The organism is Cellulomonas fimi, assembly GCF_028583725.1.
Taxonomy (GTDB): domain Bacteria; phylum Actinomycetota; class Actinomycetes; order Actinomycetales; family Cellulomonadaceae; genus Cellulomonas; species Cellulomonas fimi_B.
Genome location: NZ_CP110680.1, coordinates 1,387,310 through 1,405,916, shown reverse-complemented (window position 1 = coordinate 1,405,916; position 18,607 = coordinate 1,387,310). Strand labels below are relative to the sequence as shown.

The following is an 18,607-nucleotide window of genomic DNA, read 5'->3' as shown; positions in this document are numbered from 1 at the left end:
CGCACCGCACGGGCGACGGGCGGCGCGGCCGGTCAGCGCAGGTGCGCGCCGGCGCCGACCGCGTAGGCCTCGCGCACCCACCCGGCGAACTCCTCGTCGAGGTCCGCCGGGGACGTCACGCGGAACTGGTGCACGAAGAGCCGCTTCGTGTACGGCGAGACGCGCCGGATGCGACGGTCCGGCGCGAGGGGACGCTGCAGGTCCAGGAAGCCGTCGACGCCGTGCTTCGTCGGGCGGGCGCCCGCGAAGCCGCGCCGCTCCCCGGCGAACGCGACGGTGGTCTTGTGCGGCAGGACCGTCACCGGCCCGCACGCCTCGATCAGCGCGACGACCTGCTGCCACAGCTCGACGTGCGCGGGATCGGCGTCCTGGAGGTGGTCCTCCACGGTCCAGGTGCGCGGTGCGTCGTCGGTCATGCGCACGATGGTCCACCCGACCGCCCACAGCGTGGCGGGCGACGGGTCGGCACCGATCACCCGCTCCGGGCTCTTGCCCTCGTCCGTCCGGATTGTCATGCTCCTGTCGCGGCGGTCCACCCTTCCCGCCGTGCACGGCACCGGTCATCCGACAACGACGTAGGAGCCTTCCGTGGCACGTCATACCCGTTCGCCCCTCGCAGCGCTCGCCGCGGCCGCCGCCGTGGTAGCGCTCTCACTCGCCTCAGCCGCGCCCGCGACGGCGCACGGCCGCCCCGGACACGGGGGCTCGTCGTCGTCCTCGCGGCTCTACACGCCGCCCCCGAACGAGGGCGCGGTCGCGCAGATCAAGCAGCTCGTGAAGGACCGTCAGTACGCGGACGCCAAGGCGCTCACCAAGATGGTGGCGACACCGCAGGCCGTGTGGTTCACGAGCGGCACGCCGAAGGAGGTCCGCAAGTCCGTCGAGAAGACGGTCCGGTCCGCCAAGCGCCAGCGCGCGGTGCCCGTGATCGTCGCGTACAACCTCCCCTACCGGGACTGCTCGCAGTACTCCGCGGGCGGCGCGCTCGACACCGCCTCCTACCTCGCGTGGATCGACGGCCTCGCGAAGGGCATCGGCACGAGCAAGGCGATCGTCCTGCTCGAGCCCGACGGCCTCGGCATCATCCCCTGGTACACCTCGATCACCGGCGCGACGGAGTGGTGCCAGCCGGCCGAGGCGGACCCCGCGACGGCGGCGGCGGACCGGTTCGCGCAGCTGAACGGCGCCGTCGACCGGCTGTCCGCGCTGCCGAACGTGAGCCTGTACCTCGACGGCACGCACTCCGCGTGGCTCGGCGTCGGCGACGTCGCGGACCGGCTGCACAAGGCCGGCGTCGAGAAGGCCGAGGGCTTCTTCCTCAACGTCTCCAACTACGAGGTCACCGAGCGCCAGGCGAAGTTCGCGTCCTGGATCTCGCAGTGCCTCTGGTACGGCACGAACGACGCCGAGGGCGGGTGGCGGCTCGGCCACTTCGACTACTGCGCGAGCCAGTACTACCCCGCCGACCCGAACGACTTCTCGACGTGGGGCCTGACGGACCAGTGGTACGTCGAGAACGTCACGAACGCCGCCAACCCGCCGAGCGGGCCCGAGGTGCTCAAGCACGCCGTCGTCGACACGAGCCGCAACGGCCAGGGCCCCTGGACCCCGCCGGCCGACCACCCCGCGGGCGACCCCCAGGTGTGGTGCAACCCGCCGGACCGCGGTCTCGGCCTGCGCCCGACGATGAGCACCGGTGACCCCTACGTCGACGCCTACCTGTGGGTGAAGATCCCGGGCGAGTCCGACGGCCAGTGCCTGCGCTGGGCACCCGACGGCGGTATCGACCCGGTCCGCGGGTACGCCGACCCGGCGGCGGGCCAGTGGTTCCCGCAGATGGCGCTCGAGCTCGTGCACAACGCGAACCCCCCGCTCGGCGGCCACACGAGCTGAGCGGGCACGCGCGCGACGGCCGTCCGGGTCCCACCGGGCGGCCGTCGTGGCACGTCGGGCCGTGTCCCCGCACGGTCCGGCGCCGGACCGCAGCCCACGTCTGGACACCGCACGCCCGGGCCGGGACGCTGGCGGCATGGGCGTGACGCAGGCGCCACCCTCCCCGCCGGCCGCGACCGCGCGCTGGCAGTGGTCGCTCGCGGGCGTCGCCGCGCTGGGCCTGGGGGTGGCCGCGGCCCTCGCCGGGTACGCCGACGCGCACCCGGGCGACGGCGCGACGCTGCTGACCCTGTGGTTCAGCGGGATGCTCCAGCTCAAGTCGTGGTTCACGACGGCCGCGCTCGCCCTCGTCGTCGTGCAGGTGCTGTCGGCGCTCGCGATGTGGGGCCGGCTGCCGGGCGTCCGCGGCGACCCGCCCGGCTGGGTCGGCACGCTGCACCGGTGGAGCGGCACCGTCGCGTTCCTCCTGACGCTGCCCGTCGCGTTCCAGTGCGTGTGGTCGCTCGGGTTCGAGGACGAGCCGTCACGCGTGCTCGTCCACAGCGTCGCCGGGTGCCTGTTCTACGGCGCCTTCGCCGCGAAGATGCTCGCGCTGCGCCTCCCCCGCCTGCCGTCCCCCGTGGTCCCGGTGCTCGGCGCGCTGCTCGCGACGCTGCTCGTCGTCGTGTGGTTCACGTCGGCCCTGTGGTTCTTCACCCAGCCCGGGCTGCCCCGGGTGTGACGACGGGAGGTGACCGGGTGACCGAGCCGACGGCGGACGGGTACCGGCGGCGCGACGTGCTCGAGGCGGTCGGCGTGACGGTGGTCGCGGGCGTCGTCGGGTTCGTCGGCATGTCCGCGCTGGCGCCCGCCGAGGGCGACGACGGCGGCGACTACCCCTCGCCCGGCCAGGAGGACGACGGTCCCGGCGAGGACGGCGGCGACCGCGACGAGGACGAGGACTCCGCCGACGGCGCCGTCGTCGCCCGGCTCGCCGACGTCCCCGAGGGGGGTGGTCTCGTGCTCGCCGACCGCCGGGTCGTGCTGGTCCGGGACGGGGACGACGTCGCCGGGTTCAGCGCGGTGTGCACGCACCAGGGCTGCCTCGTCGACGAGGTGGCTGACGGCGAGATCCGGTGCCCGTGCCACGGCAGCGCCTACGACGCACGGTCCGGCGACGTGGTCCGCGGGCCCGCGCGACAGGCCCTCGCCGAGGTGGACGTGGACGTCCGCGACGGGCAGGTGGTGCTGCGGTGAGGCGCACGTTCTGGCAACGGCTGCCGACGCTCGTCTGGCTCGCGGGCGTGGGCCTCGTCGTCGGCGCGGCGCTCGCGTCGCTCCTGCTCGACTGACCGGCCGTCGCCGACCAGTCACGTCCCGACGCGTGCGGCGACCTTCCGGACGACCGCCGCGCGGGACCGGTCGCGCCCCGGTTGCGCCGCGTGCCGGCGCGCCGCACGGTGGTGGCACGTCCGGAGGCGGGCGGACCCGCGCCTCCGGAAGGTCGACCATGCGTCCCGTCGCCCCCCCCCCCCCCCCCCCCCCCACAGCCCCCGCCGCCCCCGCACCGACGTTGCGCGGCCGCGCGCTCGCCGTCGCCGTCGCCGCCCTGCTCCTCGGGCTGGTCGGGGCGTTCGCGCTGGCCGGGCTCACCGCGCAGCCGTCGGTCGCCGCGACCGACGACCCCTCGGTCGAGCAGCCCGGGACGCTCCCGTCGGTCGACGAGACGCCGAGCACGACCGACCCGAGCCCGGAGCCGACCAAGACCTACGGCGAGGGCGGCGCCGGGCCGCACCAGGAGTCGGGCGAGGACCAGATGGGCCCGCTCACGCCCGGCCGGACCATCGCGATCGTGGCGATCATCGCGGCGACGCTCGCGGCCGTCGTCGTGATCGCGGTGCGCGCGCGGCGCGGCCCCCGCGACGCCTACGGCGGCGGGGCCGGCGGCCGCGAGGGGCGTCCCTGACGCTCCGACGTGCGCGTCCGTCGGCGCCCCCGCATGCTGGGAGGACGTCCAGCCGCGGCGCCCAGGGCCCCGGCGGCGACGAGCTCGTGCCGGGCGCACCCCGGAGGAGCATCCCCATGACCGACCCCTCGCGTCCCACCGCGTCGGCCCGCCGACGCGAGCCGCACCAGTACCTCGCGCTCGTGATCGGCGTCGTGTACCTGGCTGTCGGCCTCGTCGGCTTCGCCGTCACCGGTTTCGACGGTTTCACCGAGCACGACCACTCGCAGACGCTCCTGGGCTTCGCGATCAACCCGCTGCACAACATCGTCCACGTCGTCATCGGCCTGCTCGGCGTCGCGCTGTGGTCGTCGCCCGCGCGCGCCCGGACGTACGGCTGGATCCTGGCCGTCGGGTACGGCGCGACGTTCGTCTACGGCCTCGTGGTCGCGAACGACCCCGAGGCGAACATCCTCAACATCAACGGCGCCGACAACGGACTGCACCTGGTGAGCGCGCTCGCCGGGCTCGCCATCGCGCTCTGGCCGGCGCGCGACCGCACGGCCGCCGCCCGACGGTGACCGCGCTCGTCGGCGGCGTCGGCGGGACCCTCGGTGGTCTCGCCGACGCCGCCGCGCGCCGGACCGGCCGCCGGCCGCTCCACCCGCGCGGCGTGGTGCTGCCGGCCTCGATCCGCCTCGGTGACGACCCCGACGCGCCGGGTGCGGTCGAGGCGTTCGACGGCCCGGCGGTGGTGCGGCTGTCGCGTGCGGCGGGCCTGCCGAGGCCGTGGCCGGACGTGCACGGGCTCGCGGTGCGCTGGGAGCGGCGAGGCCGTGCGGAGGCGCTGCTGCTCTCGGGCACCGGGACGGGTGCGGTCACCCGGTTCGTGCTGGCGCCGCGCCGCCGGGTCGTCGACGGTCCGTTCACGACGCTCATGCCGTTCCGCTCCCCCGACGGACCGGTCGTCGTCGCCGCCCTGCCCCGCGCACGGGCCGACGGCGGCCTCGACGTGCTCCTGCTGTCGGCGCGGCTGCGCGGCCCGTGGCACCGGTGGGGCGCGCTGCGGGTCGACGCGCCCGGCGCCGGTCCCACCGACGGCCCCGTGCGGTTCGACCCGGTGCTCGACTGCCCGAGCGGCCTCGCGACCTACCGCTGGGCGGCGGCGCTGCGCCTGCCCGCGTACCGGCACGCCCGCCGCGCGGTGCCCGACCCGGGGAGCCTGCCGTGGTGAGCGGGGTCGACGTCCGCCTCGTCGCGGACGGCGTCGTGCGCCTGCACGCGGCCGCGACGGAGTGCTACGCCGTGCGGGGCACGGGCGGTGTGCTGCTCGTCGACGCGGGGCTGCCCGCGATGTGGCTCGCGCTCGACGAGGCCGTGCGCCTGCTGGGAGCCGGGCCGCGCGACGTCAGGGCGCTGGTGCTCACGCACGGGCACTTCGACCACGTCGGCTTCGCGCGCCGGGCGACCGCGACGCTCGGCGTCGAGGTGTGGGCGCACGAGGCCGACGCGCGGCTCGTCGAGCACCCGTACCGCTACCGGCACGGACGGCCACGCGCCTGGTACCCGCTCCGGCACCCCGGCAGCATCCCGCTGCTCGCGGCGATGGCGGCGAAGGGCGCGCTGCGCGTGCGCGGCGTGCGCCCGCACCGCCTCGTCCGGGAGGACGGCGTGCTCGACGTCCCCGGCCGGCCGCGCGCGATCCGCACGCCCGGGCACACCGACGGCCACGTCGTCCTGCACCTGCCGGACCGCGGCCTGCTGCTCACCGGAGACGCCCTCGTCACGCTCGACCCGTACACCGGCCGGACCGGCCCCCGGGTCGTGGCGCGCGCGGGGACGGCCGACGCGCGGACCGCCCTCGCGTCGCTCGACCGGCTGCCGAGCGGCGTGCACACGGTCCTGCCGGGGCACGGCGACCCGTGGACGGGTGAGGTCGCGGACGCGGTGCGCCAGGCACGTGCCGTCGGCGTGGCCTGACGTCCGGGGTCACGGGCGGCCGGGGCGCCGGTCGCGCACGAGCGCGGCCGCGTCCGGTTCCAGGTCCACCGGGCGTGCCGTCACCCGGGCGGGGGGTGCGCCGCGGGACCCCTCAGCCGGTCGACCGCCCTGCCGATGAGGTCGTGTGCGGGCACGTGTCAACGCGCTCGGCACCCACCAGCACGACCGGGACGGACCGACCATGCACGACCTCGAACGATGCGCGCTCACGGTGCGCGACCGCGCCACCGTGGTCGAGGGGTACGTCGCGGCGTTCGACGGCGAGACCATGACGGTCGCCGCCGAGCACGGGGTGGTCCCCGGCGGGGTGCGCCCCGGCGACGACGTCCAGGTGCTCGTGCTCGACGAGGTGCGCGGCGAGGTCCGCTACGTCGGCACGGTCTCGCGCGTGGGGCCGTCGACGATCGCCCTCACGGACCTTGAGCTCGTCTCGATGCTGCAGAAGCGGCAGGGCGCGCGCGTGCGGACGCTCCAGCTGTGCACGGGCGTCGTGACGGGGCCCGAGGGTCCCGGGCGGCCGATCTCGTTCGTGGTCGTCGACATCAGCGCGCACGGCATGCGCATCTCGACGACCTCGACGCTCGCGGTGCACGAGCACGTCGCGTTCGAGTTCCCGACCGGGCGGGGTGCGGTCAAGCTCGACGCCGAGATCCTGCGCACGCAGCGCACCAGCACGGGCGGCACGCAGTACGGCTGCCGGTTCGTCGACATCCGCGAGAACGACGTGGACGCGCTGTTCCGGTTCGTGCTGCGGACCCAGGGCGCGCAGCGGCGGATGCGCCTCGACGCCTGACGCCGCGACGCGACGCCGGGTCCCGGTCGCCCGGCGCCGCGCTGCGCGTCAGGCGGTGGCGGGCTCCCCGGCCGGCCCGGTCGCGGCGGTCTCGGCGGCGTCGCGCCGCAGCCGGCGCCGCTCCCCGCGCCGCTCGAACAGCGTGTAGAGCACGGGCACGACGACGAGCGTCAGCAGCGTCGAGCTCACGAGGCCGCCGATGACGACCAGCGCGAGCGGCTGCGAGATGAACGAGCCACCCCCGGTGATCCCGATCGCCATGGGCGTGAGCGCGAAGGTCGTCGCCGCCGCCGTCATGACGATGGGCCGCAGCCGCTTGCGCGCGCCCTCCGCGACCGCGTCGGCCAGCGGTCGACCCCGTTCGCGGTACTGGTTGATGAGGTCGATGAGGACGATCGCGTTCGACACGACGATGCCGATGAGCATGAGCAGCCCGATGAGCGCCGGCACGCCGAGCGGCGTCGACGTCACGAGCAGCGCGATGAGCGCACCCGTCGCGGCGAACGGCACCGACACCAGCAGGATCAGCGGCTGCACGAGGCTGCGGAACGTCGCGACCATGACGAGGTAGACGATCGCGATCGCGACGAGCATCGCGAGGCCCAGGTCGGCGAACGCGTCGGCCTGGTCCGCGGCGACCCCACCGACCTCGACGGTCGCACCCGGCGGCAGGTCGAGCGCGTCGACCTCGGCCGTGAGCGTGGTCGTGAGGGCGCCGACGTCCTGCCCGGCGGGCTTGACCGACACCGTGGCGCTGCGCTCGCCGTCCACGCGCGTGACGGACGTCGGGACCTCGACCTCCTGCACGCTCGCGACCTGCGTGAGCGGCACCGGCCCGGCGGCCGTCGGCACGACGAGCGCCTCGACCTCCGCGACCGTCGTCGGGGCGTCGCCGACGGACACCTCGACCCCCACCGGGCCGTCGCCCAGGTCCACCGTCCCGATCGGGGTCGGCGCCATCAGCGAGGCGACCGTGCCGGACACGGCCGTCTCGGTGAGCCCGACCCCCGCGGCCGCCTCGCGGTCGACGACGACCTGCACGGTGCGCTGGTCGCTCGCGAGGTTGTTCGTCACCTCGGCGACCCCGTCGACGTCGCGCACGGCGTCCTCGACCTGCGCGGCCGCGTCGGCGAGCACCTCGGTGTCCGTGGCCCGCACGACGAGGTCGACCGTGCTGCTGCCGAACCCGGAGTCGCCCCCGGCGACCGTGATGCCGGTCGCCGGCGCCTCCGACAGCCCGTCGACCGCGTCGCGGACGGCCTCCTGCGCCGCCACGCCGTCGGCGTCCGGGTCGAGCGTGACCGCGAACGTCGCCTGGGGGGTCGCGCCGCCGCCGAAGAACGCGGCCATCGCGGCGTCGGCGGTGCCGACGGTGGTCTGGACGGTCTCGACGTCGCCGACCGCGAGCAGCGCGTCCTCGACCTCGCGCGCCGCCTCGTCCTGCGCGGCGAGCGTCGTCCCGGGCTCGAACGACTGCGTGACGGTCAGCGTGTCCTGACCGGAGTCGCCGATGAAGTTGGTCTCCAGGCGCGGCACGAGCGCGAGCGTGCCGCCGAGCACCGCGACCGCGACCAGCAGCGTGAGCACCGGGTGGCGCAGCGACGCGGCGAGCGTCGGGACGTAGGCGCGCTGCCAGACGCCGCGCCGCTCCTTCTCCTCGGCCCGCGCCCGGACCTCGGCGGCGTCGGCGACGGTGCCCGTCGGGGCCTTGATGAACCAGTACGCGAGCACCGGGACGATGCTGAGCGCGACCAGCAGCGACGCACCCATCGCGATCCCGACGGTGAGCGCGAACGGGCGGAACAGCTCGCCGACCATGCCCCCGACCAGCGCGATGGGCAGGAAGACGGCGACGGTCGACACGGTCGACGCGGTGATCGCGCCGCCGACCTCGCGCACCGCGGTGAGGATCGCCTCGCGCTTGCCCTCGCCGTACGACAGGTGCCGCTTGATGTTCTCGATGACGACGATCGAGTCGTCGACGACGCGGCCGATCGCGATCGTCATCGCGCCCAGCGTGAGGATGTTGAGCGTGTAGCCCGTGACGTTCATGACGACGAACGTCACGAGGAGCGACAGCGGGATCGAGATCGCCGAGACGAGCGTCGAGCGGAGCGAGGCCAGGAACAGCAGGATCACGACCACCGCGAACAGCAGGCCGAGCAGGCCCTCGGTCGCGAGGCCCTCGATGGACTCCTCGATGAACGGCGCCTGGTCGAACACGACCGCGACGCGCACGCCGTCGGCGTCGAGCTGCTCGGCGAGGTCGTCGAGCACGTCCTGCACCGCGTGCGACACCTCGACCGTGTTGCCCGCGGGCGTCTTGGTCACGGCGACGCCCAGCGACGGCTCGCCGTCGAGCCGCGAGTACGACGTCGGCGCGGCCGGCCCGGCCTCGACGGTCGCCACGTCGCCCAGCGTGACGACGGCACCGGTGGGGCCGGTGAGCGGGAGCGCGGCGAGGTCGCCGACCGTCGTGATCGGCGAGCCGATCTGCACGCTCAGCTCGGTGTCGCCGTCCGTGACGGTGCCGGCCGGGATCACCACGCCGTTGTCCTGCAGCACCGTCGTGACCTGCGCGGGCGACAGGCCCGCCGCCGCGAGCGCGGCCACGTCGAGGTCGACCAGCACCTCCTGGTCCGCGACGCCCGACACCGCGACGCTGCGCACGTCGGCGACCTGCTCGAGCCGGGGCTGCAGGACGTCGCCGACGAACGCCGCGAGGTCGTCCTCCGACGACCCGCCCGACACCGCGAGCTGGATGACCGGCAGGTCGTCGATCGACCCGGTGACGACCTGCGGCTCGACCACCGACGGGAGCTGCCTCTGGATGCGGTTGACCGCGCTCGCGAGCTGCTGGCTCGCGAGGTCCATGTCGGTGCCGTAGGTGAACTGGACCGTCGTGACCGACAGGCCCGTCGACGACGTCGAGGTCACCTCCTCGACCTTGTCCACGCCCTTGGCCGCCGTCTCGACCGGGACCGTGACCTGGTCCTCGACGATCTGCGGCGCCGAGCCGGGGTACACCCCGAGCACGACCGCCGTCGGGATCTGCAGCGACGGGATGAGCTCCTGGCGCAGCGACCCGAGGCTCACCACCCCGAACACCGCGACGGCGACGGTCATGAGCGCGACGACCGCGCGGTTCGCGAGCGACAGCCTGGCCAGACGGTCCACGGGGCTTCCTCCCGAGTGTGCGGACACGCGCCGGGGACGGCGGCGCGCGGGTGCTGGTCCGCCCCCGAGGGGCGGTCCGCCTCCCCAACGAACGACGCCCGCGACGAGTTGCCGTGATCTGCGGCACCCACGAGCCTGGGCGCGTGGACGACGACCGCACCGTGCTGCACCGGTACCTCCAGAGCGCGCGCGACGCGCTCGTCTGGAAGCTCGACGGGCTCGACGAGCGCGCGCTGCGCCTCCCCCGCACCCCGACGGGCACCAACCTGCTCGGCCTCGTCAAGCACGCCGCGGGCGTCGAGATCGGGTACTTCGGCGAGACGTTCGGGCGCGACTTCCCCGGCCTGGCCGACCTCGCCTGGTACCTCGACGAGACGACGCCCAACCTCGACATGTACGCGACCGCCGACGAGTCGGTCGACGACATCGTCGCGCTGTACCGCCGCGTGTGGGCGTTCGCCGACGAGCTGGTCCTGTCGGCACCCCTCGACACGCCCGGCCGTGTCGCCTGGTGGCCCGAGCACCGCAACCCCGTGACGTTGCAGCAGGTCGTCGTGCACGTGACGAGCGACCTCGCGCGGCACGCGGGCCACGCCGACATCCTGCGTGAGCTCGCCGACGGCGCCGCGGGGCTGCGCGTCGACAACAGCAACCTGCCCGGGCTGACGGCGGACGAGTGGGCGACCTACGTCGCCGAGCTCCGGCGCATCGCGGACGGCGCCGGGCGCTGACGGACCGCACAGGGACGGGTCTCGGCGCCCGTCGGACCCCTCAGCCCGCGGCGACCGCCCCGGCGTCGGTGCCGGCGGCGGCCGTCGCCGCGACGAGCGACCGCACCGACGACTCGACCTGCACGGGCGTCCGGCCGAACGGCCGGCCCCAGGTCACGAGACGGTCGACGTACCGCCCGTAGTCGTCGGGGTGCCCGTCCCGCAGCGGCAGCTCCGCCTCGGTCGCGAGCCAGCCGCGCACGGCGTCGTCGAGCACGGGTGCGGCGTGCGGCGCGTACGGGTCACGACGCGCGGACGCGAAGTGCAGCCACGCCGTCAGCCCCGCGGGGGCGAGGCCGTGCAGGCGGTGCTCGATGATCCGCCGGTGCGCGGACCGCGCGGCGTCGCCCGCGATGCGCGACGCGCCGGCCGCCGGCGCGTCCCGCTCGGTCACGCTCCGGACCGTGCCGACGGCGTCGTCGAGCGCGGCGACGGCCTCGGGCTGCACGCCCGTCGGGCGGCGCCGGCCGCCGAGGACGGTCGCGGTGCGGTAGGGGCCGTCGTGCGCAGGCCCGTACGCCCACACCATCGCGGCGACGAACGCGGCCGTCGTGCGGCCCTGCTCGAGCTCGTCGTGCACGAGCACGGCGGCGTCCCCGCGGTCGACGGCCTCGTCCACGTCGGGCAGCCGGAAGTCGGGGCCCATCCGGTCCGCCCACTGCTGCCAGTGCGCGCGGTGCCAGCGGACCGGCGGCGCGGGTGCGAACGTCGTCGTGAGCAGGGCGTGCAGCGACACGGGAACGGTCGTCATGGGGGCATCGTGGCACCGTCACGCCCCCACGTGACCAGTCGAGGGTCCCGATGTCCGCCTGAGGGCTGACGGGGTGGAGATCGTTGTCACCCGGACGACTGATTCCTGCCGGTTCGGGCGGCTCCGCGCGCGCCGGGCCGGGTCAGCGCGCCGGGTCAGCGCCGGAGCAGCCGCACCCCGACGAGCAGCGGGGTCGGACCGTCGACCGCGCGCACCCGCACCGCACGCGCCAGGGCGTCGCCGGCCGCCGACCGCGCCGCCTCGTCCGGGAGCGCGAGGTCGACGTGTCGCAGCCCCGCACCCGCCGACGCGACGACCCGCGCCAGCAGCACGCCGTCGACCTCGACGTCGGCCGCGCCGTCGGCGTCGCCCCCGCGGTACGTCACGCGCAGCAGGGCTCCCGACCGAGACGGGTCCGCGAGCGCGTACCCGAACCAGCCGTCGGCCGCGCGCCACCGGGCGCCGTCGGTCGCCCCGGTCCACGTGCCGTCGCCGGCGAACGCGTGCTCGACCTCCGGCTGCTGCCGGCCGCACGCGACCTCGTCGACCGTCCGACCGGCGAGCGCCAGGTCCTCGGACTCCGCCCCGGCGATCGTCGCGCGCCGCTCCCGCGCCGCACCGGGCGCCGCGAGCGGGAAGTAGAGCGTGTAGCGGGCGTCGTGCACCCCGTGGAACGGCTCGAGCGCGACCGGCCCTCGGTCGGTGTCGAGCCGGAACGTCGACCCGTCGACGGGTCCGTGCACCCGGTCGGCACCGTCCGCGGCCGACTCGACGACGGGCGTGCCCGCGAGCGCGTGCAGCGGGCCCGACGCGACGTGCCCCATGCGCGACGCGTCGGCGCGCAGCCCGGGCAGGTCGTCGGTGCCGCCGCGCGACACGAGGACCACGGGCCCGTACCGGAACGCGACCCAGTCGGAGCCGTCGGGCAGGCGCTCGGCCTCGACCCGTGCGCGCACCCGCCACGTGAGCGTCTCGCCGTCGTGCCACGTGCGGCGCACCGCGACGTACGGGCCGTCCGACGGCCCGGCGGCCACCGGGACGCCGTCGACCGCGAGCTCCGGCTCCCCGACCGCCCACGCCGGGCGGCGCACGTGCACCGTGAACGTCTGCGGGCCGGGGAGGCCGAGCGTCAGGGCTCCGCGGCCGCTGGCCGCCAGGTCGGGGAGGTCGCTGGTCAGCGTGACGACGGCGCCGCGCGCGGCCCACGTGGCGCGGACGGGGACCGGGACGTGGACGAGCAGGTCGTCGCCGTCGCCGGGCTCGTCGCCGGGGCGCGTCGCGAGCGCGAGCTCGCCGAGCCGTGCGTACGTCTCCAGCCCGGTCCCGACGCAGCACCAGAACCCCTGCTCGGGCTGCGAGTACACGCGGTAGTGGTCGGGGCGCGCGGGCGTGAAGTAGACGAAGCCGCCGTCGGGGTGCTGCGCGGACAGGACGTGGTTGACGAGCGCCCGCTCGGCGAAGTCGAGCAGCAGCGGGTCGGTCCCGGCGCGCAGGAGCCGGCGCACGAGCTCGAGCATGTTGGCGGTGTTGCACGACTCCGGTCCCTCGGGCGACGTGAGCGCACCACGGAAGTCGTCGACGGGGTGGAAGTGCTCGGACACCGAGTCGCCGCCGAAGACGAGCGACCGCCGCCGCACGACCGTGCCCGCGAACGTCCGGGCGGCGCGGTCCCAGCCGCCGTCGGGGTCGGACGCCGCGAGCGCCGCCCACCCGACGACCTTCGCGATCTGCGTGTTCGCGTGCAGCCCGTCGAGCTCGTCGCGACCGTCGAGCAGCGGCTCCAGGAGTCCGTGGTCGGCGAACCGGACGGCCATGGCGCGCAGGTCGGCCCGGCCGGTGAGGTCGGCGAGGTCCGCGAACGCCTCGCACATGCCGCCGAACTCGGTGCGCAGCATCGCGGCGAACTGGTCGTCGTCGAGCGCGGCACCGAGCGGGAGCCACCAGTCCGCGAACCGGACGGCGACGTCCCGCGCCCGCGTCGCGGTCGGCTCGGGCGCGTGGACCGCGGCGTCGATCAGCCCGGCGAGCGTCTTGTGCAGGTTGTACCAGGGCACCCACGCGCCGTTGAGCGCGAACGAGTCGGTCGAGAGGTCGCCCGCCGCGATCCGGTCGAACAGCGCGACGCCGTGCGGCACTCCCCCGACGTACCCGGTGCCGAGCGCGTCCTGGCAGGCGGCGAGGCCGTCCACCAGCGCGGCGGCGAACGCGGCCGCGCGCTCGTCGCCCGTCGCGGCCCACAGCAGGCTCGCGGCCGACAGCGCGTGCCCGCCGACGTGCCCGTCGAGCCCCATGGACTCCCAGTTGCCGTACGGCTCGGCGACGGCCGGCAGGCCCGCCTCGCGACGGTAGGGCGCGAGCAGACGCTGCGGGTCGTGCCGCAGCAGGTACGCGAGGTCGGTCTGCTGCGCGGCCAGGAACGGGCCGTCGAGCAGGCGCAGGTCGGACAGCGGGAAGAGGTCCACGGGGTTCCTCCGGGGGGTCAGGCGGGGTCGAGCGCGAACCAGCGGACGCCGTGCGCGGGCACGTCGACGTCGAGCGCGGCGCCGAGCGGCGCGGGGGCGTCGGGGCCGCCGTCGGGGCCGCCGTCGGCACCGCCGTCGGTCCGCCACAGGTCGGTGGCGCGCCAGGCCCGGCGCGCCTCGACCGCACCGACGACGGACGCCAGCGGCACCGAGAGCCGCCGCTGCGCGGGTCCCGTCCAGAACACCGCGACCCAGCGGGTGGCGGCGTCGGTCGCGGCGGCGGTCCAGACGACGAGCTCGCCGTCGTCGAGCGGCTCGCGGACGATCTCGCGGTTGTGGGTGCTGCGGGCGAGCACCGCGGCGAGCGCGGGGTTGGCGAGCCGGTCGAGCGTCGCCTCGTCGGTGTCGGGGAGGTGTCCGCCGACCACGAGCGGCGAGCGGCCCATGACCCACAGCGTGAGGAGCGTGCGCTGCTCGTCGGGCGTCAGCCGGCTGTCCCGCGGCTCGCCGCGCTCCGCGCGCAGGCCGATGCGTCCCAGCGGCAGCATGTCGGCGTCCGCCCACCCGCCCGGGCGCTGGTGCGGCGCCCACCGGGCGAGGCGCGCGAACTGCGCGTGCACGTCCTCCCAGCGGTCCCACAGGTCGTCGCTGATGCGCCACGTCTGCGCGTGCTGACGCAGGTGGCCGAGGTGCGTCGTCGACAGGTGCGTGCCGGGCGACAGCGAGAGCACGACGTCGCGGCCGCTGCGCTCGATCGCGCGGGCCACGGCCTCGACGTCGCGGTCGTGGTACGGCGCGAGCATGTCGTCGACCTTGAGGAAGTCGACACCCCAGCCGGCGAGCTGCCCGATCAGCGCGTCGTACCAGGCCTGCGCACCGGGGTGGTCGTGGTCCACCCCGACGTTGTCGGGGTTCCAGGCGCACGCGTCGTCGGGTGCGGCGATGTCGCGCGCGGTCCACGGGGTGCCGAGCACCGGCAGGTCGCGCTCGACGGCGAGGCGCGGGATGCCGCGCATGAGGTGCACGCCGAACCGCAGGCCCATCGCGTGCACGGCGTCGGCGAGCGGGCGGAACCCGGCGCCGCCGGCGGCGGACGGGAAGCGGTTCGGCGCGGGGAGCTGGCGACCGTGGTCGTCGAGGACCAGGGGCGCGCCGTCGTTGTAGCCGTGCGCGCGGGCCGTCGGGTCGTACCAGGCGATGTCGACGACGACGGTGTCCCAGCCGGTGGGCCGCAGACGGTCGCGCAGCACGGCGGCGTTCGCGAGCACCTCGTCCTCGGTGACGGTCGTGCCGAAGCAGTCCCAGCTGTTCCACCCCATGGGAGGCGTCGCCGCGAGGCGGACCGGCGTGCTGTGCCTGCCCGTCGGTGCGGTGGGGACGGCGGGGTCGGCGACGGTCACGGCGGCTCCTCTCGGCGCCCCGTCGGCGGCGACCGGGGCGGGCTGACCACCACCGTACGGCACATTTCCAACGTTGTAGATCACGAGCCGCCACTCGGTCGTCGACCGCTCCCCCGGCTAGGCTCGCCGCGTGACGCCCGGGATCCACGCCGTCGGCCTGGTGCTCCGCCAGCCGCCCCGGCTGCTGGGGCTCGAGGCCTTCTCGATGCAGCTCATCGCCGGCATCGAGGAGTCCCTCTCCGCCGAGGGCCGCTCGCTGCTCCTGCACATCGTCGGCTCGCTCGACGCCGAGCTCGCGACCTACCGCCGCTGGGCCGAGCAGGGCCAGGTCGAGGCCGTCGTCCTGCACAACCTCACGGTCGACGACCCGCGCACCGACGTCCTCGCCGGGCTCGACGTGCCCACGGTCGTCGTCGGCGGACCGTCGCGCGACCTGCCCGTCGCCAACGTCTTCGTCGACAACGCCGCCGAGGCGCACGAAGCCGTCGACCACCTCGTCGCCCTCGGCCACCGCCGCCTCGCACGCGTCACGGGCCCGCACGACCTCGCGCACACCCGCACGCGCACCGACGCGTTCGTCGAGCGGTGCGCCACGCTCGGCGTCGACGGCGTCGTCGTCGAGGGAGACTACGGCGAGGCGTCCGGCGCCGCCGCCGCACGTGACCTGCTCGCGCGAGAGCCCCGGCCGACCGCGATCGTCTTCGACAACGACGTCATGGCCGTCGCCGCGCTCGACGTCGCGCGGGAGGCCGGCCTGCGCGTCCCCGCCGACCTCTCGCTGCTCGCGTGGGACGACTCGCCGCTCGCGCGCCACGCCGCACCGCCGCTGTCCGCGATGGCATTTGACGTGCACGCGCTCGGCGTCCAGGTCGGCGACTGCGTGCTCAACGTCGTCGCCGCAGGGCCCGTCCGCTCCTACACCGTCCCCCCGGCCCACCTGGTCACGCGCAGCTCGACCGGCCCCGCGCCGACACCCTGACGCGTCCGGCCGCGTCCCGGTCGCGTCCTGGTCGCGGCACCTGAGGCTCCGGACGTTTCACACACCGCCCCGGCGGGCTGCCCGGACGGGTAGCCCGGGATGCCCCTGCCGACGTCCTCGGGTGCACGGGGCGGCCCCACGCCCGTGGCTACCGTGACTGCGTCGTCCGTGCCGGCGCGCCGTGGCGCCGGGGACCGGGCGGCGCGAGGCCGGAGGTCGCCAGTGGGATCCGAACGCGTGGGGCAGCCCGCACCGTCGCCCCGTCGCGGCCCGACGTCGACCACGCACCGTGGCCGCCCCACGGGCCACCGGATGCTCGACCTCCAGCGCACCGCGGGCAACCGCGCGGTCGGGCGCGCGATCGACCCGGCGCGGCCCGGGCCCACCGTCAGCCGGGAGGGCCCGACCGCACCGCCCACCATGCTCGACACCACGCCCGCGGTGACGTTCCGGCCGACGTTCGAGGTCCTGCCCGGCGCGCTCGGGCCCGGCGCACCACGCAGCCAGGACAAGGTGTTCCGCGGCGACACGCTCGTGTTCCGCGCCGACGTCGCGAACATCCCCTCGGCGACGGCGGCCGTGCGCGGCTCGGTCGTCGGCGAGTCGCCCGCCCAGTGCACGGTCGACGGCGGCGTCGCGACGTTCCGGGTCGTCGTGGGGAACATGGGCGTGCCCGCGGAGCTCGGCCAGCCGGCCGAGCTCGTCGAGGCGATCCCGCAGGTCGTCGTCGGCCCGCCGCTCGCCGACGCGGGCCGGACGTTCACGCAGTCGTTCCGCTTCCGCGTCGTCGCGGACCTCGCCTGGCTGTCCGACCGGTGCGACCTCGCCGGCCTGCAGCTCCAGTCGGCCTTCCTGGGGCTGAAGGGGGTCGCCGAGCAGGCCTACCTCAACTACAAGGCGGCGTACGACGCGCACAAGACCGCGCTCGACGAGCACAGCCAGCGCGAGCGCCTGAAGGACGACATCCTGCTCGGGATCCTCCTGGCCGGCGTCGGCGGCGCGGTCGGCGGCGCGCTCGCCGAACGGGTCAAGACCCCGGCGACCGCGTACCTCGCCCAGGCGAGCGCGACGGGCAGCGACGGCAAGCTGGGCGGTGCGGCGATCGCCACCTCGCTGGGCGACATCTCGAAGTACGTGGTCCGGCTCGCCGGGGTCCGCGCCCCCGCGTCGAGCGGCGGCGGCCACCAGGGGTCCGACACCCCGAGCCCCGGCGCGAGCGCGGGCACGTCGAGGGCCGCCGGCACGTCCCCGGAGCGGTGGAACGCGCTGAAGTCGATGGAGCTCGGCGCCGCCGCCAAGACGGCCGTCGACCTGTGCATCGACCTCAAGAGCAAGATGAGCAGCGCGTGGGCGGAGGGCCGGACCGACCTCGCGGACGCGGACCCCGTGCAGATGGTGCAGAAGAACGTGGCCGACATGCAGGCGACGGTGCAGATCGCCGAGACCCGCGAGTACGCGATCGAGCTGTGGCGCACGTGGATCCACACCTACGGCATCACCGCGATCCCGAACTTCGCCGGCGGCAAGACCCGGACCGACGAGCTGCGCGGAACCTTCGCGTTCACGGACAGCAAGCTGTTCGACGACATCCACGCGCAGATCGGCGACGCGCTCGACGCCGACATCGCCCGGCTCCGCGCCGAGCTCGCCCCCGACCCGCTCACCGAGATGCCCGGATCATGACGACCTCGATCACCGGCGGCGCCGGGGCCCGACCCGCCGCCCACCTCACCGACATCGACCTGCGCGGCGCGGACCTGTCCGGGCGGACGTTCACCGGCGCCGGCCTCGCGGGCGCGGACCTGCGGGGGGCCGACCTGCGCGGAGCGCGGTTCGAGCGGTGCGACCTGCGCCTCGCGGACCTGCGCGGCGCACGGCTCGACGAGGCGTCGTTCGCCCTCGTCGACGCCGCGTGCGCGCTGCTGGGCGACGTCCGCGCACCGGGCGTCTCGATGTGGCACGTCGAGCTGCCGGAGGCGGACCTGGCCGGCGCCGACCTCACCGAGGCGCGGCTCCGCCGGTGCGGGCTCGAGCGGGCCGATCTCACGTCGACGGACCTCGCCGGCGCGCACCTCGTCCACTCCGACTGCTCGGACGCGGTGCTCCGCGACGCCCACCTGGCGCGGACGACGACGCTCGGCACGCGGTTCGTCGGGGCCGACCTGGCGGGGGCACGCGCGTTCGCCACGTGCCGCGAGGTCGTCGCGGAGGTGCTGTCGCGCGAGACGCGCGACGACACCGACCTCGCGATGGCGTGCGCGGCCGTGGTCGCCGACCGCCGCCGGTGCTACGCGGAGTGGGCCGCCTACCTCGACGACCACCCCGCCGCGGCCGACCTCGCGCGCCGGACCTTCGACCGGTACCCCGGGTCCGGGTGTCGCGAGGCGCTGCGCGACGCGCGCCGGTCGTGAGGCACGCCCCGCCTCCGACGGACGCAGACGGGGTGGCCGCCCGACG

At 75.8% G+C, this 18,607-nt stretch carries 17 protein-coding genes; 12 read left to right on the top strand and 5 right to left on the bottom strand.

Annotated elements, in window-relative coordinates:
- Window positions 1-32: 32 nt before the first annotated feature.
- Entirely contained in the window at window positions 33-515 is a 483-nt protein-coding gene (locus tag OOT42_RS06475) for a DUF5655 domain-containing protein (RefSeq protein WP_273654068.1), read from the bottom strand.
- Between the two features lie 124 nt (window positions 516-639).
- Between OOT42_RS06475 and OOT42_RS06470 the strand changes: the two genes are divergently transcribed.
- From OOT42_RS06470 to OOT42_RS06435, 8 genes are all read left to right on the top strand, one after another.
- Window positions 640-1,893 (top strand): glycoside hydrolase family 6 protein, encoded by a 1,254-nt coding sequence (locus OOT42_RS06470; protein WP_273654067.1) that lies wholly within the window; start codon window positions 640-642, stop codon window positions 1,891-1,893.
- 136 nt (window positions 1,894-2,029) lie between these two features.
- A complete protein-coding gene (locus tag OOT42_RS06465) occupies window positions 2,030-2,614 on the top strand; it encodes a DUF6529 family protein (protein ID WP_273654066.1) in 585 nt (194 codons plus the stop codon).
- A gap of 17 nt (window positions 2,615-2,631) precedes the next feature.
- Window positions 2,632-3,129, top strand: coding sequence for a Rieske (2Fe-2S) protein (locus tag OOT42_RS06460; RefSeq protein WP_273654065.1), 498 nt, complete (start codon window positions 2,632-2,634; stop codon window positions 3,127-3,129).
- Window positions 3,130-3,445: 316 nt separating this feature from the next.
- Window positions 3,446-3,838, top strand: coding sequence for a hypothetical protein (locus OOT42_RS06455; RefSeq protein ID WP_273654064.1), 393 nt, complete (start codon window positions 3,446-3,448; stop codon window positions 3,836-3,838).
- Window positions 3,839-3,954: 116 nt separating this feature from the next.
- Window positions 3,955-4,398: a DUF4383 domain-containing protein gene (locus OOT42_RS06450; protein WP_273654063.1), complete on the top strand. Its 444-nt coding sequence runs from the start codon at window positions 3,955-3,957 to the stop codon at window positions 4,396-4,398.
- Window positions 4,395-5,051 carry a hypothetical protein gene (locus OOT42_RS06445; RefSeq protein WP_273654062.1) on the top strand — a complete coding sequence of 219 codons (657 nt, stop codon included), beginning with the start codon at window positions 4,395-4,397 and terminating at the stop codon, window positions 5,049-5,051. Before OOT42_RS06450 ends, OOT42_RS06445 begins: the two co-directional genes overlap by 4 nt.
- The gene (locus tag OOT42_RS06440; protein WP_273654061.1) at window positions 5,048-5,797 is read left to right on the top strand and encodes an MBL fold metallo-hydrolase; all 750 of its coding nucleotides are present in this window, start codon (window positions 5,048-5,050) and stop codon (window positions 5,795-5,797) included. Before OOT42_RS06445 ends, OOT42_RS06440 begins: the two co-directional genes overlap by 4 nt.
- 145 nt (window positions 5,798-5,942) lie before the next feature.
- Window positions 5,943-6,611 (top strand): flagellar brake protein, encoded by a 669-nt coding sequence (locus tag OOT42_RS06435; RefSeq protein WP_273654060.1) that lies wholly within the window; start codon window positions 5,943-5,945, stop codon window positions 6,609-6,611.
- A 48-nt stretch (window positions 6,612-6,659) separates the two neighbouring features.
- Here the strand turns inward: OOT42_RS06435 and OOT42_RS06430 are convergent, their stop codons facing one another.
- Window positions 6,660-9,788, bottom strand: coding sequence for an efflux RND transporter permease subunit (locus tag OOT42_RS06430; RefSeq protein ID WP_273654059.1), 3,129 nt, complete (start codon window positions 9,786-9,788; stop codon window positions 6,660-6,662).
- A gap of 143 nt (window positions 9,789-9,931) precedes the next feature.
- Here OOT42_RS06430 and OOT42_RS06425 point away from each other — a divergent pair, with 143 nt between their 5' ends.
- Window positions 9,932-10,519: a DinB family protein gene (locus tag OOT42_RS06425; protein WP_273654058.1), complete on the top strand. Its 588-nt coding sequence runs from the start codon at window positions 9,932-9,934 to the stop codon at window positions 10,517-10,519.
- A 40-nt stretch (window positions 10,520-10,559) separates the two neighbouring features.
- On the opposite strand, the gene OOT42_RS06420 is transcribed toward OOT42_RS06425, so the two are convergent.
- From OOT42_RS06420 to OOT42_RS06410, 3 genes are all read right to left on the bottom strand, one after another.
- Window positions 10,560-11,309: a hypothetical protein gene (locus OOT42_RS06420; RefSeq protein ID WP_273654057.1), complete on the bottom strand. Its 750-nt coding sequence runs from the start codon at window positions 11,307-11,309 to the stop codon at window positions 10,560-10,562.
- Window positions 11,310-11,464: 155 nt separating this feature from the next.
- Window positions 11,465-13,771 carry a beta-L-arabinofuranosidase domain-containing protein gene (locus OOT42_RS06415; protein WP_273654055.1) on the bottom strand — a complete coding sequence of 769 codons (2,307 nt, stop codon included), beginning with the start codon at window positions 13,769-13,771 and terminating at the stop codon, window positions 11,465-11,467.
- Between the two features lie 17 nt (window positions 13,772-13,788).
- Entirely contained in the window at window positions 13,789-15,090 is a 1,302-nt protein-coding gene (locus OOT42_RS06410) for an alpha-galactosidase (protein WP_273654791.1), read from the bottom strand.
- 211 nt (window positions 15,091-15,301) lie between these two features.
- Here OOT42_RS06410 and OOT42_RS06405 point away from each other — a divergent pair, with 211 nt between their 5' ends.
- The 3 genes from OOT42_RS06405 to OOT42_RS06395 all read left to right on the top strand — a co-directional run bounded on the left by OOT42_RS06405 (window position 15,302) and on the right by OOT42_RS06395 (window position 18,561).
- A complete protein-coding gene (locus tag OOT42_RS06405) occupies window positions 15,302-16,150 on the top strand; it encodes a LacI family DNA-binding transcriptional regulator (protein ID WP_273654054.1) in 849 nt (282 codons plus the stop codon).
- A 312-nt stretch (window positions 16,151-16,462) separates the two neighbouring features.
- Window positions 16,463-17,833 (top strand): hypothetical protein, encoded by a 1,371-nt coding sequence (locus OOT42_RS06400; protein ID WP_273654053.1) that lies wholly within the window; start codon window positions 16,463-16,465, stop codon window positions 17,831-17,833.
- The gene (locus OOT42_RS06395) at window positions 17,830-18,561 is read left to right on the top strand and encodes a pentapeptide repeat-containing protein (protein ID WP_273654052.1); all 732 of its coding nucleotides are present in this window, start codon (window positions 17,830-17,832) and stop codon (window positions 18,559-18,561) included. The genes OOT42_RS06400 and OOT42_RS06395 overlap by 4 nt, the downstream gene beginning before the upstream one ends.
- The last annotated feature ends 46 nt before the right edge of the window (window positions 18,562-18,607 follow it).

What these genes read in the sequence shown, in the direction of transcription:
- OOT42_RS06475 (WP_273654068.1), bottom strand. Translation starts at nt 515, where the DNA reads ATGACAATCCGGACGGACGAGGGCAAGAGCCCGGAGCGGGTGATCGGT.
- OOT42_RS06465 (WP_273654066.1), top strand. Translation starts at nt 2,030, where the DNA reads ATGGGCGTGACGCAGGCGCCACCCTCCCCGCCGGCCGCGACCGCGCGC.
- OOT42_RS06450 (WP_273654063.1), top strand. Translation starts at nt 3,955, where the DNA reads ATGACCGACCCCTCGCGTCCCACCGCGTCGGCCCGCCGACGCGAGCCG.
- OOT42_RS06420 (WP_273654057.1), bottom strand. Translation starts at nt 11,309, where the DNA reads ATGACGACCGTTCCCGTGTCGCTGCACGCCCTGCTCACGACGACGTTC.
- OOT42_RS06410 (WP_273654791.1), bottom strand. Translation starts at nt 15,090, where the DNA reads ATGGGGTGGAACAGCTGGGACTGCTTCGGCACGACCGTCACCGAGGAC.
- OOT42_RS06400 (WP_273654053.1), top strand. Translation starts at nt 16,463, where the DNA reads ATGCTCGACCTCCAGCGCACCGCGGGCAACCGCGCGGTCGGGCGCGCG.
- OOT42_RS06395 (WP_273654052.1), top strand. Translation starts at nt 17,830, where the DNA reads ATGACGACCTCGATCACCGGCGGCGCCGGGGCCCGACCCGCCGCCCAC.